The sequence below is a fragment of the Bradyrhizobium diversitatis genome (assembly GCF_016031635.1).
GTDB classification, from domain to species: domain Bacteria; phylum Pseudomonadota; class Alphaproteobacteria; order Rhizobiales; family Xanthobacteraceae; genus Bradyrhizobium; species Bradyrhizobium diversitatis.
Genome location: NZ_JACEGD010000009.1, coordinates 40,001 through 52,647, shown reverse-complemented (window position 1 = coordinate 52,647; position 12,647 = coordinate 40,001). Strand labels below are relative to the sequence as shown.

General features: G+C 64.2%; 14 protein-coding genes (1 of these 14 cut by a window edge). 8 read left to right on the top strand and 6 right to left on the bottom strand.

Annotated features, from left to right (window positions below):
* The first annotated feature begins 146 nt into the window (after window positions 1–146).
* Window positions 147–1,691: an acyl-CoA synthetase gene (locus H1B27_RS10535; protein ID WP_197966008.1), complete on the top strand. Its 1,545-nt coding sequence runs from the start codon at window positions 147–149 to the stop codon at window positions 1,689–1,691.
* Between the two features lie 128 nt (window positions 1,692–1,819).
* Here H1B27_RS10535 and H1B27_RS10530 read toward each other — a convergent pair whose 3' ends face one another.
* Window positions 1,820–2,362: a methylated-DNA--[protein]-cysteine S-methyltransferase gene (locus tag H1B27_RS10530; protein ID WP_061879186.1), complete on the bottom strand. Its 543-nt coding sequence runs from the start codon at window positions 2,360–2,362 to the stop codon at window positions 1,820–1,822.
* Between the two features lie 135 nt (window positions 2,363–2,497).
* On the opposite strand from H1B27_RS10530, the gene H1B27_RS10525 reads away from it, so the two are divergent.
* From H1B27_RS10525 to H1B27_RS10500, 6 genes are all read left to right on the top strand, one after another.
* Entirely contained in the window at window positions 2,498–3,316 is an 819-nt protein-coding gene (locus H1B27_RS10525) for an alpha/beta fold hydrolase (RefSeq protein WP_197966007.1), read from the top strand.
* Between the two features lie 17 nt (window positions 3,317–3,333).
* On the top strand, window positions 3,334–4,146 hold the full coding sequence (locus tag H1B27_RS10520; RefSeq protein WP_197966006.1) for an alpha/beta fold hydrolase: 813 nt from the start codon (window positions 3,334–3,336) through the stop codon (window positions 4,144–4,146).
* Window positions 4,147–4,333: 187 nt separating this feature from the next.
* Entirely contained in the window at window positions 4,334–5,011 is a 678-nt protein-coding gene (locus H1B27_RS10515) for a GntR family transcriptional regulator (protein ID WP_197966005.1), read from the top strand.
* A gap of 132 nt (window positions 5,012–5,143) precedes the next feature.
* The gene (locus tag H1B27_RS10510) at window positions 5,144–5,944 is read left to right on the top strand and encodes a phytanoyl-CoA dioxygenase family protein (RefSeq protein WP_061879182.1); all 801 of its coding nucleotides are present in this window, start codon (window positions 5,144–5,146) and stop codon (window positions 5,942–5,944) included.
* A gap of 183 nt (window positions 5,945–6,127) precedes the next feature.
* Window positions 6,128–7,441, top strand: coding sequence for an NAD(P)H-dependent oxidoreductase (locus H1B27_RS10505; protein WP_061879181.1), 1,314 nt, complete (start codon window positions 6,128–6,130; stop codon window positions 7,439–7,441).
* A 181-nt stretch (window positions 7,442–7,622) separates the two neighbouring features.
* Window positions 7,623–8,711 (top strand): TRAP transporter substrate-binding protein, encoded by a 1,089-nt coding sequence (locus H1B27_RS10500; RefSeq protein WP_061879180.1) that lies wholly within the window; start codon window positions 7,623–7,625, stop codon window positions 8,709–8,711.
* Between the two features lie 258 nt (window positions 8,712–8,969).
* On the opposite strand, the gene H1B27_RS10495 is transcribed toward H1B27_RS10500, so the two are convergent.
* On the bottom strand, window positions 8,970–9,566 hold the full coding sequence (locus tag H1B27_RS10495) for a hypothetical protein (RefSeq protein WP_197966004.1): 597 nt from the start codon (window positions 9,564–9,566) through the stop codon (window positions 8,970–8,972).
* 213 nt (window positions 9,567–9,779) lie between these two features.
* On the opposite strand from H1B27_RS10495, the gene H1B27_RS41175 reads away from it, so the two are divergent.
* Window positions 9,780–9,947, top strand: coding sequence for a DUF2199 domain-containing protein (locus H1B27_RS41175; RefSeq protein WP_197966003.1), 168 nt, complete (start codon window positions 9,780–9,782; stop codon window positions 9,945–9,947).
* Window positions 9,948–9,961: 14 nt separating this feature from the next.
* On the opposite strand, the gene H1B27_RS10485 is transcribed toward H1B27_RS41175, so the two are convergent.
* The 4 genes in view from H1B27_RS10485 to tnpA are tightly spaced (at most 50 nt apart) and all read right to left on the bottom strand, a layout consistent with a single transcriptional unit that may run on beyond the window.
* Window positions 9,962–10,564 carry a plasmid pRiA4b ORF-3 family protein gene (locus H1B27_RS10485; RefSeq protein ID WP_197966002.1) on the bottom strand — a complete coding sequence of 201 codons (603 nt, stop codon included), beginning with the start codon at window positions 10,562–10,564 and terminating at the stop codon, window positions 9,962–9,964.
* A complete protein-coding gene (gene tnpC / locus H1B27_RS10480) occupies window positions 10,561–12,126 on the bottom strand; it encodes an IS66 family transposase (RefSeq protein ID WP_197966001.1) in 1,566 nt (521 codons plus the stop codon). Before tnpC ends, H1B27_RS10485 begins: the two co-directional genes overlap by 4 nt.
* 50 nt (window positions 12,127–12,176) lie before the next feature.
* Entirely contained in the window at window positions 12,177–12,530 is a 354-nt protein-coding gene (gene tnpB / locus H1B27_RS10475; protein ID WP_197966000.1) for an IS66 family insertion sequence element accessory protein TnpB, read from the bottom strand.
* A protein-coding gene (gene tnpA / locus H1B27_RS10470; protein WP_197965999.1) for an IS66-like element accessory protein TnpA crosses the window boundary here: on the bottom strand, window positions 12,524–12,647 show its 3' end. Its footprint extends 299 nt past the window's final position; 124 of the gene's 423 nt are visible here — the last part of the coding sequence; the start codon falls outside the window, past its right edge; it ends in the stop codon at window positions 12,524–12,526. Before tnpA ends, tnpB begins: the two co-directional genes overlap by 7 nt.

The following is a 12,647-nucleotide window of genomic DNA, read 5'->3' as shown; positions in this document are numbered from 1 at the left end:
AAGCGCGCGCCGATCCGGGATCCATCGCCACAGGACTCCGTGGTTGTGCTGCGCCGGAGCTCCATCTCGTTTCAACAACCACGCCCTGTGGTTATGGATCCCGGCTTCTGCCGGGATGACACCTTCTTTGTTGCGAGACCTTCGCCATGACCCACCCCTCCATCCACGCCCTCACCACGCCCGACAAGATCGCCTACCAGATGGCCGGGACCGGCAAGGCGATCACCTATCGCGAGCTCGACGAGCTCTCGAACCAGGGCGCACATCTCTTCCGATCGCTCGGGCTAAAGGCCGGCGACCACATCGCGCTGTTGATGGAGAACCGCCTCGCCTTCATGGAGCTGTGCTGGGCCGCGCAGCGCAGCGGGCTCTATTACACCGCGATCAGCCGCTACCTGAAGCAGGACGAGATCGACTACATCATCGCCGATTGCGGCGCCAAGGTCGTGATTACCACGCCGAAGTGCGCCGACCAGATCAGGGGCCTGAACAAGGGCACGGCCGGCGAGCCGATCTTCTACATGATGGATGAGCCGCTGCCCGGCTTCCGCTCCTACGACAACGAAGCCGCTGCGCAGCCGACCACGCCGATCGCCGATGAGGTCGCCGGCTACGACATGCTGTATTCGTCGGGCACCACCGGCCGACCCAAGGGCGTCAAGAAGGGGTTTGAAGGCAAGCCCATCGACGAGCCGAATCCACTTCTGCGCGTGCTCTGCGCCGACATGTGCGGCATGAACGCGGATAGCATCTATCTCTCGCCGGCGCCGCTCTATCACGCTGCCCCCTTGCGCTTCAACATGATGGCGATCGTGCTCGGCGGCACGTCCATCATCATGGAGCACTTCGATGCCGAAGAATTTTTGAAGCTGGTCGAGAAATATAAAGTGACGCAGTCGCAGCTGGTGCCGACCATGTTCGTGCGCATGCTGAAGCTGCCGGACGAGGTTCGCACGAAGTACGACGTCTCCACGCTGAGGGGCGCGATCCATGCCGCCGCGCCCTGCCCGGTCGACGTCAAGGCCAAGATGATCGAATGGTGGGGGCCGATCCTGATCGAGTATTACGCCGGCTCGGAAGGCAACGGCGTCACGGTCTGCAACTCGCAACAATGGCTGGAGCACCGCGGTAGCGTCGGCCGGGCCGTGGTCGGCAAGATCAAGATTCTCGACGAGAACGATGAGGAGCAGCCGGTCGGCGAGATCGGGACCGTCTATTTCGCCGACGCGCCCGCCTTCACCTATCACAATGATCCCGAGAAGACGAAGAAGGCCTACAACGCCAAGGGCTGGTCGACGCTCGGCGATGTCGGCTATCTCGACAAGGACGGCTTCCTCTATCTCACCGACCGCAAGTCCTACATGATCATCTCGGGCGGGGTGAACATCTACCCGCAGGAGACCGAGGACGTGCTGATCACGCATCCTGAGGTCGCCGACGTCGCGGTGTTCGGCGTGCCGAACGAAGAGATGGGCGAAGAGGTGAAGGCGGTGGTGCAGCCCCACGACATGAGCCGCGCCGGCAAGGCGCTGGAGGCGGATCTGATCGCCTATTGCAAGACCCGCCTCTCCGCGATCAAGTGCCCCCGCTCGATCGACTTCGAAGCCGAACTGCCGCGCACGCCGACCGGCAAGCTGGTGAAGCGGCATCTGCGCGATCGGTATTGGCCGAAGACGGCGACGAAGATTTAGGGCGACCGGCCGCTCCCAACACCGTCGTGCCCGGGCTTGTCCCGGGCATCCACGTTCTTTGTGCTGCGAAGCAAGACGTGGATGGCCCGGTCAAGCCCGGCCATGACGCCGATCAAGCTTTCGCAACCTCAATCAAACAAACTCGGCGTGTGGTTCACCAACGCGCCTTCGATCTCGAGCATCTTCAGCTTCGTCACCACGCCGCCGTTCGCCGAGAAGCCGCCGGGCTTGTTGCCGGCCGCCAGCACGCGATGGCAGGGCACGACGATCGGGCAGGGGTTGCGGCCGAGCGCCTGGCCGACGTCGCGCGACAGCTGGACGCCGCCGAGCTGCTTGGCGATGTCGCCATAGGTGATCGTCTTGCCCGGCGGAATGGTGCGGGCGATGTCGTAGACGCCGCGGTTGAACTCGGGCACGCCGTCGAGGTCGAGCGGAATGTCGATGAGATCATCGGGCTCGCCCGCGAGCAGTTTCGTGATGCGGTCGATCGCCTGCTGCACCTCGGCGGTCGGCTCGGCTTCGCTGGCGTCGGCATGGCGCTGCTGGATGCGGGTGCGGATCTTCTGCTCACCACCCATCGGCAATTGCGTGCCGTTGATGCCGCGCGGGCCCCAGGCGATGGCGCAGAGGCCGATCCGGGTGTCGAACAGGGCAAAATGCTGGTCGGTCATGGCTTGGTTCCTGGCTGCCTTCCTTGTCGCATGCCCCCAATGTGATCTCGGCCCGACTCTAGGCTTGGAAATAGTTGCGATCCACCCGGTTTCCGGGAATCTTGCACAGGAGTTCCAACCCCGCGCGAGCCCGGAATGCAAAGCCTGCACGTCAACGGATACGACATGCCCTATCTCGACGTGGGCGAAGACAGAGGCCGTCCGCCTCTGGTCTGCGTACACGGCTCGCTCAACGACTTCCGCGTCTGGGGCTGCGTGCTCGGCCCGCTGTCGCAGCGACATCGGGTGATCGCCGTCAGCCTGCGGCACTTCTTCCCGGAGCGCTGGGACGGCCTTGGTGACACCTATTCGATCGCCCAGCATGTCCAAGACGTCATCGCTTTCATCGACGAGCTCGATCTCGGACCGGTCGACCTGATGGGACATTCCCGCGGCGGGCACATCTGCTTCCGCGTGGCGCAACGGCGGCCGGATCTGCTCCGGCGGCTGGTCCTGGCCGAGCCCGGCGGCGAGCTCGATGCGAGCCTCGATCCTGATTACGTCGGCGGCCCCTCTCCCCTGCTGGCGCGCTTCACGGCTTCCGCAGAGAAGATCGCTGCCGGCGATGTCGATGGCGGCCTCGCCGTCTTCGTCGATACGCTGGAGGGGCCCGGCACCTGGCCGCGACTGCCGGCGATGGTGAAGCAGAATCTGCGCGACAACGCCATGACGCTGATCGGCCAGGTCCGCGACAACCGCCCGCCGTTCTCGAAGGCGGACGCGGAGTCCATCAAGATGCCGACCCTGTTCATCCTGGGCGCGCGGACCAAGGGCCTGCTGCCGAAAGTGCTGCACGCGCTGGCCGCGCATGTGCCCTATTCGAAGACGGCGATCATCCCGAACGCGACGCATCCGATGTTCGAGCAGGCGCCGCAGAAATATTCCGAAGTGGTGCTGGATTTCTTAGCAGGTTGATTTTGGCGAGCTGACCCATGCAGACAATTCGCGTCAACGGCTACGACATGGCCTATCTGGAAGTCGGAAGCGGCCATCCGCTGGTCTGCGTGCATGGCACGCTCGGGGACTTCCGCACCTGGTATTCGGTGCTCGGCCCACTGTCGAGAGCACACCGGGTGATCTCGGTGAGCCTGCGGCATTTCTTCCCCGAGCATTGGGATGCGGTCGGCGACGACTACAAGATGGCGCAGCATGTTGCTGACGTGATCGCCTTCATCGAGCAGGTTGAGCCTGCGCCGGTCGATCTCATGGGCCATTCGCGCGGCGGGCATATCGCCTTTCGTGTCGCGCAGGCGAGGCCTGACCTGTTGCGCAAGCTGGTGCTGGCCGAGCCCGGCGGCGATCTCGACGCGTCCCTGCCGGTGCCGGAAGGCACGCCCGCGCATCCGCCGCTGGCGGCCCGCACCGTGCGATCGGTCGAGATGATCCGCGCCGGCGATATCGAAGGCGCGCTACAGAATTTCTACGAAGGCATCGAGGGCGACGGCTCCTGGCGGCGCGTGCCCGCCGCGGCCAAGCAGCAATTGCGCGACAATGCGCTGACCTTTCTCGGCCAGCTCAACGAGCAGCGCCGGCCCTACACGCTCAGCGACGCGCAGGCGATCAGAACGCCGACGCTGCTGGTCGGCGGCGGCGCCACCACCGGCAGCCTGTCGGTGATGTGGCGCGTGCTGGCCGACCACATCGCCGGAGCCGAGACGGCGGTGATCCCGAACGCGGGCCACTGGATGTTCGAGCAGGCGCCGCTGGAGTTCGGTGAAGTCGTGAACAGGTTCCTGGCGAAGTAGGGGCGGCTGCCCGCCTCCAGACTTCGAAAACAACCCCATGCACAGTAGAAGGGCCTAGAGATATCAACGGCTTAGCGGAGGCCGAAAAGCCGCTTGAGCGGGATCTCGAAGGTTCGCCTTGACGCCCCAACCGTCCCGGCATACCTTCCGATACGGAATTCCGTATTCCGTACGAGGAGCCGTCGGCGTGATCCCTCTCGACCCGCTCCCGAATCTGATCGACCAGGTCTATGCGCGGATCCTGGAAGCGATCTCCGACCGCACGCTGCGCCCCGGCCAGCGCATCCGGCAGAACGAGCTCGCCGATAAGCTCGGCGTGTCGCGCCAGCCGGTCTCGCATGCACTGCATCTGTTGCACCGCCAGGGCTTGGTCGCCGAAAGCGGCCGCCGGGGATTTGAAGTCACCCAGCTCGATCCCGCGCGCATCCGCCAGCTTTACGAGGTACGCGGTGCCATCGACGCGCTGGCGGCCCGACTCGCCGCGGCGCGCGCAGGCACTGACGCGGCCGGACGCGCACGGCTCGACGCGGCGCTTGCCGCCGGACGCCGCAGCGACCGCAGCACGACGCTGGCCGAGCTCATCGCGCTCGATGTCGACTTCCACCGCGCGATCTATCAGCTCGCCGGCAATCCCGTCATCGAGGAAACGATCGCACCGCAATGGCCGCATATGCGGCGCTCGATGGCGACGGTGCTGTCGGAGCTCGATTATCGCGACAGTGCCTGGGCCGAGCATGCCGAGATCGCCGCACACATTCTCGCCGGCGACGTGAACGGAGCCGAACGCGCGGCGCTGGCGCATGCGCAGACGGCGGGACGGATGACTGAGGAAAGATTGAGGGCGACGGACGAGGCGGCGGCGTAGCGGCAGGCGCCGTCATGCCCGGTCTTGTGCCGGGCACCCACGTTCTTTCTTGACGAGCCGCAAAGACGTGGATGGCCGGGTCAAGCCCGGCCATGACGAGAAAGAGAACAAATCAAAACAGGAGGACGACCCATGAAACTGTCTCAGGAGCAACTGGAGTTCTTCCAGCGCGAGGGCTGGCTGTTTTTGCCCGAGTTGTTCGCCCAAGAGGAGGTCGATCTGCTGGCGCGCGAGGCGGTCGGCATCTACGACGCCAACCGGCCGGAGGTCTGGCGCGAGAAGAGCGGCGCGCCGCGCACGGCCTTTGCCGCACACCTCTACAACGAGGCCTTCGGACTCCTCGGCGCGCATCCGCGCATGATCGAGCCGGTCGAGCAGGTGTTCGGCGAGCCAGTCTACATGCACCAGTTCAAGATCAACGCGAAATCGGCCTTCACGGGCGACGTCTGGCAGTGGCATCAGGACTACGGCACCTGGAAGCGCGACGACGGGATGCCGGAGCCGCGTGCGATGAACATCGCGATCTTCCTCGACGAGGTGATGCCGATCAACGGCCCCCTGATGCTGGTGCCGCGCAGCCAGAATGCCGGCGACCTGGAGGCCTCGCATGACCTCGCCACCACCTCCTATCCGCTGTGGACGCTGGACGAAGACACCGTGACGCGCCTCGTCAAGCAGGGCGGCATAGTCGCACCGACCGGCAAGCCCGGCGGCATGCTGATGTTCCACGGCAATCTCGTGCATGGATCTGCCGGCAACATCACGCCCTACCCGCGCAAGATCGTGTACCTGACGCTGAACGCGGTCTCGAACCACATCCGCACACCGACCCGGCCGGACTACATCGCGCATCGCGACTTCACGCCGATCAAGACGGTGGACGACGACGCGCTGGTGCGGCTCGCCCGTGCACCTCGGCAGGCGGCCGAGTAGGATGCTCTCGTGCCCCGGATGCAGCGCAGCACTCCCGGCGATGCGGAGCATCGTCCGGTGTGTTGCGCTGCTGAGCCGGGGCCCACGCCGCGCCGAATTCCCTGCACTGGGTCCCGGCTCTGCGGAGCAGCGCTGAAGAAGCGCTGCACCGCGTCCGGGACACGAGACTTATCGGATGACAACATGAACCTCTTCCGCCTCCTCCAGGCCCGCGCGTCCGCCGGCAAGCCGGTCCGAGTCGCGCTGATCGGCGCGGGCAAATTCGGCTCGATGTTCCTGGCGCAGGTGCCGCACACGCCTGGGCTGGAGGTGCCCATCATCGTCGACATCGACCGTGACCGCGCGCGTGAGGCCTGCCGCACCGTCGGCTGGAGCGCCGAGCGGATCGCCGCAACCATGTTCACCGATGACGGCGCGCGCGCCATTGCCGGCGGCGCGATGGACGTGGTGGTGGAGGCGACCGGCAATCCTGCGGTCGGCATCAAGCATGCGCGCGCCGCGATCGCGGCCGGCAAGCATATCGTGATGGTGAATGTCGAGGCCGATGTTCTAGCAGGCCCCCTGCTCGCCGAGGAAGCGCGCAAGGCCGGCGTGGTCTATTCGCTCGCCTATGGCGACCAGCCGGCGCTGACCGCGGAGATGGTGGATTGGGCGCGGGCCACCGGCTTCCGCGTCGTCGCTGCCGGCAAAGGCACGAAATATCTGCCGGCCTATCACGACGTGACGCCCGACGGCGTCTGGCAGCATTACGGCCTGACTGCGGGCGAGGCGCAATCGGCCGGCATGAATCCGCAGATGTTCAATTCCTTTCTCGACGGCACCAAATCGGCGATCGAGATGGCCGCGATTGCGAACGCCTGCGGCCTCGACGTGCCCACGGACGGCCTGCTGTTTCCGCCCTGCGGCGTCGACGATCTGCCGCACATCATGCGGCCGCGCTCGCGCGGCGGCGTACTGGAGCGGTCCGGCGTCGTCGAGGTCGTCTCCTCGCTCGAGCGCGACGGCCGGCCGGTGTTTCGCGATCTGCGCTGGGGCGTCTATGTCGTGCTGGAGGCGCCGAACGATTATGCCGCCGACTGCTTCAGGCAATATGGCCTGAAGACCGACGCCAGCGGACGCTTCGCCGCGATGTACAAGCCCTATCATCTGATCGGGCTCGAGCTGAACATTTCGGTGCTGTCGGCCGCGCTGCGGGGCGAACCGACCGGGCAGGCCATCGGCTTCCGCGGCGACGTCGCAGCGGTGGCCAAACGCAATCTGCGCGCCGGCGAGATGCTCGACGGCGAGGGGGGCTATACGGTGTGGGGCAAGCTGGTACCGGCGGCTGCGAGCCTGAGGGCCGGCGCCCTGCCCATCGGACTAGCACATCGCGTGAAGCTGAAACATGACGTCGCCCATGGCGCGGTCGTGCGCTGGAACGATGTCGAATTCGACCCGGGCAACGAAACGGTGAAGACGCGCAAGGCCATGGAAGCCGCGTTCGCAGCGCAGCATTGACCGGTCTGCCGGCGCCTCAACCAAAGTGCGCTTGATTTGCGGTTCCCCTTTGGTCATGCTGACTGCGATCCGGGAATACTGAATTTCGGACAATAAGGAAACGTCGGCCACCGGCGAAGACGAAAGCGGCGCCAAGACCGCGATCCCTCGTCGAGGACACGACAACACAGGAGGGAAACGCATGGAACGTCGTAAATTCCTGACGGCAGGCGGATTGGGCCTGGCCGCAAGTGCCGTTGCTTCGCCGGCTATCGCGCAGTCGATGCCCGAGGTGAAATGGCGGCTGACGGCGAGCTGGCCGAAATCGCTCGACACGCTCTATGGCGGCTGCGAATATTTCTGCAAGCGCGTCGCCGAGATCACGGACAACCGCTTTCAGATCCAGCCCTTTGCTGCCGGTGAAATCGTGCCGGGCCTGCAGGTGCTCGACGCGGTCTCCAACGGCACGGTCGAGATGGGCAACACTGCGCTCTATTACTATTGGGGCAAGAACCCGGCATTCACCTTCGGCACGTCGCTGCCCTTCGGTCTCAACACGCGCCAGCACATCTCCTGGCTGTTGTGGAACGGCGGTCAGGACATGCTCAACGATCTCCTGAAGGAGCACAATGCGGTCGGCGTTCCCACAGGCTCGACCGGAGCCCAGATGGGCGGCTGGTTTCGCAAGGAGATCAAGACCGTCGACGATCTCAAGGGCCTGAAGTTCCGCGTCGGCGGCTTCGCCGGCACCATCATTTCGAAGCTTGGTGGCGTGCCGCAGCAGATCGCGGCCGGCGACATCTATCCGGCGCTGGAAAAGGGGACGATCGACGCGGCAGAGTGGGTCGGGCCCTATGACGACGAGAAGCTCGGCTTCGTGAAGGTGGCAAAGTACTATTACTATCCGGGCTGGTGGGAAGGCACCGGACAGGGCCACAACATCATGAATCTGGAGAAATGGAACGCGCTGCCGAAACACTATCAGGCGGCGATCTCGACGGCATCGCTCGATACGTTCACCTGGGTGACCGGCAAGTACGACTCGGTCAATCCACCCGCCCTCAAGCGGTTGCTCGCTGCCGGCGCGATCCTCAAGCCCTTCCCGCAGGAGGTGCTCGAAGCCTGCTACGGCGCAGCCAACGAGATCTATGCTGGTCTCGCCAAGAGCAACCCGCATTTCGCCAAGATGTATGCGAGCCTCACCGCCTTCCGCAGCGAGTCGCTCGCCTGGATGCAGGTGGCCGAGCTCAGCTTCGACACATTCATGATGCGGATGCGGACGAGGACGTAGTCGCATCGCGCTGCAAGCGACGAAGGCCCCGGAGATTTCTCCGGGGCTTTTTTGTGTTCATGGCGATACAGGTACACGAAAGCCTAGGCCATACAAGAGGTGTCATCGCCCGCGCAGGCGGGCGATCCAGTATTCCAGAGACCTACGTTCGAGAGTTCGCTCTCACCACGGCTGCCGCAGCGTACTGGATGCCCGCTTTCGCGGGCATGACAGCCTTTCGTGTGGCTTGCACTGAACGCGGTAGCAGCACCGGCATCCTCAATTTTCCTCGTCACCGAGCGCAGCGACCAGCTTGTCGTAGTACTTGCCGACGAGATCGATGTTGCCCTTGTTCTCGATTGGCGGGGCCGGCGTCTTCAGCGCCTCGTTGAGCTCGTCGAGGGCTTCCTTCTTGTCTTTGGCCGGCATCTTCTTGTCTGCCTGGACCTCTGCGATCTGCGCCTTGATGACGGCTTCGGGGCCGACATACTTCTTGGTCGCGGGATCGAAGCCGCCGATCACGAGGCTGATATTGTCCACGACGTTGTTGTAGTCGTCATAGCTGGCAAAGCCATGCTTCTTGGCGACCTCCTCGAGCTGCGCCATCACCTTCTGGTCGGGCGCGGTGTTCTCCGGAAGCTTCTCCGTGATCGCGTCCATGTCCTTCTGCGCAGCGAGCACGCCGTCGAGCTGCTTGTCGGTCAGCGCGATCTGCTTCAACGCGGGCGCCTGCTGCTGCGCCGGCGCGGCCGGCTGAGTGGGCGCTGCCTGCTGCTTGGCCTGCGCTAAAGCAGCGCCGGAGGAGGCGAACGAGGCTGCAGAAAGAAGGCACGCAACGCTCAGCGCGGTGAGGGCGGGACGAAGCAATGCTGGCATGTGGGTCTCCTCGTGAAGGCGATGGCTGGTCTTGGTGGCCGGAAGCTAGGGGCCACGGAATGAACTACGCATGAACTCCGCGCATCCCTGCTAACGGCAGATCATGGCTGAATGATCACAACTCGGTGGTCGCTGATCGCAGCTCTGTTTGACCAATCGGAGCGGGTACGCTGATATCGCGCTTCTCGATCGCCTCACGAAACGGTGAGATTCATGTTCCGCTTCAGGTGCACTTGCTGCGACGAATGGCACGAAGGAATGCCCGGCTATTCGGCCGAGGCGCCGCTGTATTTCTATTCCGTCCCGGCCGAAGCGCGCGGCCTCCGATGCTCGTTGGACGCAGACACCTGTATCGTAAGCGTAGCTCTGCAGCCCTTTTGAATGACGCTTGACGCCTATTTTGTTCGCGTGGCGCGTCGCCGCGGTATCCATGTGTCGGACAACGCGTTGACGGCGGCTTCGAGCGCCTTCCGGTCGACGACGTTGGGATCGAACCGCTCCGGGCCCCAGAGGCGCATGTGTTCGTGCTCGGGATGGCCGGGGTCGCTGATGGCGGCGAGGTATTCGGCATAGCCTGGCGCACCGCCGACGTCTTCCGGAGGACAACGGCCGGCGGCCTCGAGCAGGAAGGGAAGCCCCTCCGTCGTGGTGTTCTCGAACCATTTTTCGAGCTTGATCACATGGTCCCAGCTGTCGCCGAAGTCATAGAGATAGTGGATCGTCTTGGCGCCGGTCTCGCGAACGATATCGCAAAGCCGCGCTTTGCGGGCATCCATGGGCTGGTGGCCGTAATCGTTGTGCGGATCAGGAATCCCCCAACGGACCTCACCAGCGAAGAACTCGAAGAGGTGACTGTTCGTCCAGCCGAATGCCTCCTGAAGCGTCAGATGCAACCGATCAAGGCGCAGGGTGACGGGTACGACAAGGCGACGCATCACCTCCGGCTTCACATCCTTGAGGGTCACCCTGATCCGGACCGCGGTCGTGTTCAGGCTCATGCCGCCAGCCTCGGATCGTGCGCATGCATCGTATAGGTCGACGCCCAGGGAAGCAGCTCGTCCAGTCGCGCCGCAGGCCAACCATTGACGAGCTTGGCGAGAACGTCAGCGAGCCAGTGCTCGGCACTGACGCCATTGAGCTTACAGGTCTCAATGAGCGAAGCCAGCAATGCCCAATTCTCGGCACCTTCGTCGCAACCGGCAAAAAGGGAGTTCTTGGCGTTGAGCTTGATCGGCCGCATCGCACGCTCGACCGCATTCGTGTCCATCTCGATGCGCCCGTCATCAAGGTAGAGCGTCAGGCCGTCCCAATGGCGTAGCGCATAACGCAAAGCCTTCGCCGTGTCGCTCTTCCCCGCAAGGTGATCAAGCTTGGCCTCAAACCACTGCTTCAAGGCTGTAGCCAGAGGCCGGGCATGCGCTTGTCGGCCGGCGCAGCGCTCGGAAGCAGAGCGGCCGCGCAGTGCCTTCTCGACCGCGTAGAGCTGGGCAATGCGCGCGAGCGCCTCGCGGGCAACCGGAGCTGGCGCCGGCGCAGCCTCCCGCTCGATCTTCACAAACTGGCGCCGCAGATGCGACCAGCAGAAGGCGAGCGTCCCGGACAGGGCGTCCGCACGCGTCTCTCGGGTCATGGTCTTGTAAGCCTGATAGCCGTCGCAGTGGATGATGCCGCGATAGCCCTCAAGCAGCCGCAAGCCATGAACGGCGCCGCGGCCCGGTGCATAGGCATAGACCACCCCAGGCGGATCAGGTCCGGCCCAAGGCCTGTCATCGCGTGACAGCGCCCAGAAGTAGCCGGCTTTTGTCCTGCCGCGCCCCGGATCCAGCACCGGCGCCGGGGTCTCATCGACACAGAGCTTCGAGGAGGCCAGCAGAAGCTGGCGCAGACGATGCCACAAGGGCTTCAATTCCTGGGCGGCGTAGCCAACCCAGAAGGCGAGCGTGGAACGGTCCAGCGCTATTCCGTGGGTCTCCAGCATCTGCGCCTGGCGATAAAGCGGCAAATGCCAATGATACTTCGCGTCGATCACATGCGCGACCAGCCGCTCAGTGGGCAATCCTCCCCTGATCAGTCGCTCGGGAGCAGCATGCTGGAGGATGACACCGTGACAGGCGCGGCAGGCCAGTTTGGGCCGGCGGGTGACGATCACGCGATACTGCGCCGGTACGACGTCCAACCTCTGGCTCTCATCGTGACCGATCTCAAAGAGATCGCCTTTGCAGGACGGACAGCAGGTTGCAGCGGGCATCAGGATCTCGATGATGCGCGGCAAATGCTCCGGCAGCTGACCACGGTTGGCTTTGCGCTCGGCCGTCCTCTTCTCGCAGGTTCTGGGATTGGCGCGATCCTCGGCTGCTTCGAGGGCCGCGACGGCCTCTTCGATGTCCTCCAGAACAAGCTGCAGCTGATCAGCGTCCAGCTTTTCCGAGGACCGACCGAACTGCGCATCTTTTGCAAGCTTGAGCAACCGCTCGAGCCTGGCGCAGCGATCCAGCAGAGCCGCGGCAAAGACACGCAACTCAGCTGGATCACTCGGCAGCTCATCAGGCAAATCACTCATTGGCCCGAGTCTGCCATGCTTCGCGCCCCGATGCAGCGAGATTTGTATCTTTACGCAAGCGCTTTCGGCTGCGGGATCCGAGGCGCGTGCATCCGCGTCCAATCCATGCCGGCCAGAAGCGCCGACAACTGCGCGGTATTCATCCGCATCACGCCGGCCACGATGGGAGGCCATTTGAAGCCGTTGCTATCGAGCCGCTTCCAATACATCACAAGGCCGCTGCCATCCCAGACGACAATCTTCACCCGATCGGCGCGCTTCGCGCGGAACACCACCGCCACGCCCTTCATCGGATCATGGCCCAGCGTCTCCTTCGCCAAAAGCGCCAAGCCCTCCGCACCTTTTCTGAAGTCCACAGGTTGCGTCGCCACGTAAATCGTAAGGTTCGCAGGCGGCGTCAGCATGAACGTGTCCGTCGAAGCGCCAAGAACACATCACTCAACACAGCAAGGCCAGGCGCCCCCCGCACCTCCACGCGTGCTCCCTGGAGCTCAACCGTCACAATGGCTGCTTCCGGCGAC

Bases quoted from the DNA above. Each gene is read 5' to 3' on its own strand.
- H1B27_RS10535 (WP_197966008.1), top strand. From the start codon at position 147: ATGACCCACCCCTCCATCCACGCCCTCACCACGCCCGACAAGATCGCC.
- H1B27_RS10530 (WP_061879186.1), bottom strand. From the start codon at position 2,362: ATGACCGACCAGCATTTTGCCCTGTTCGACACCCGGATCGGCCTCTGC.
- H1B27_RS10525 (WP_197966007.1), top strand. From the start codon at position 2,498: ATGCAAAGCCTGCACGTCAACGGATACGACATGCCCTATCTCGACGTG.
- H1B27_RS10520 (WP_197966006.1), top strand. From the start codon at position 3,334: ATGCAGACAATTCGCGTCAACGGCTACGACATGGCCTATCTGGAAGTC.
- H1B27_RS10510 (WP_061879182.1), top strand. From the start codon at position 5,144: ATGAAACTGTCTCAGGAGCAACTGGAGTTCTTCCAGCGCGAGGGCTGG.
- H1B27_RS10505 (WP_061879181.1), top strand. From the start codon at position 6,128: ATGAACCTCTTCCGCCTCCTCCAGGCCCGCGCGTCCGCCGGCAAGCCG.
- H1B27_RS10500 (WP_061879180.1), top strand. From the start codon at position 7,623: ATGGAACGTCGTAAATTCCTGACGGCAGGCGGATTGGGCCTGGCCGCA.
- H1B27_RS10495 (WP_197966004.1), bottom strand. From the start codon at position 9,566: ATGCCAGCATTGCTTCGTCCCGCCCTCACCGCGCTGAGCGTTGCGTGC.
- H1B27_RS41175 (WP_197966003.1), top strand. From the start codon at position 9,780: ATGTTCCGCTTCAGGTGCACTTGCTGCGACGAATGGCACGAAGGAATG.
- H1B27_RS10485 (WP_197966002.1), bottom strand. From the start codon at position 10,564: ATGAGCCTGAACACGACCGCGGTCCGGATCAGGGTGACCCTCAAGGAT.
- tnpC (WP_197966001.1), bottom strand. From the start codon at position 12,126: ATGAGTGATTTGCCTGATGAGCTGCCGAGTGATCCAGCTGAGTTGCGT.
- tnpB (WP_197966000.1), bottom strand. From the start codon at position 12,530: ATGCTGACGCCGCCTGCGAACCTTACGATTTACGTGGCGACGCAACCT.